Origin of the sequence: Neisseria sp. HMSC061H08 (assembly GCF_001836795.1) — a bacterium.
Classification (GTDB): Bacteria; Pseudomonadota; Gammaproteobacteria; order Burkholderiales; family Neisseriaceae; genus Neisseria; species Neisseria subflava_A.
This window is the reverse complement of record NZ_KV830576.1, coordinates 32,978-33,202: the sequence shown is the minus strand read 5'-3', so window position 1 is coordinate 33,202 and position 225 is coordinate 32,978. Positions and strand designations below refer to the sequence as shown.

Annotated in this window: 1 protein-coding gene; it reads left to right on the top strand. The window is 55.1% G+C overall.

Going from position 1 to position 225, the window contains the following annotated elements:
- Nucleotides 1–225, top strand: a 225-nt coding sequence (locus HMPREF2675_RS11475) for a hypothetical protein (RefSeq protein ID WP_210399852.1), incomplete at both ends; no start/stop codon positions are given.

Sequence of the window (225 nt, the reverse complement as noted above, 5' to 3'; positions counted from 1 at the left end):
TCAACACACAGCCGCCCGAAGGCGGCTGGGATTTTTTAAAAAACTATGGCAACGCCAAAACGGTTTCAACACACAGCCGCCCGAAGGCGGCTGGGAATCCACGAAAGATAAAAGGATATGCGATAGCAGTTTCAACACACAGCCGCCCGAAGGCGGCTGGCTATATCAAGTCCGCCGTCCTCTCTTGGCTCGCTTGTTTCAACACACAGCCGCCCGAAGGCGGCT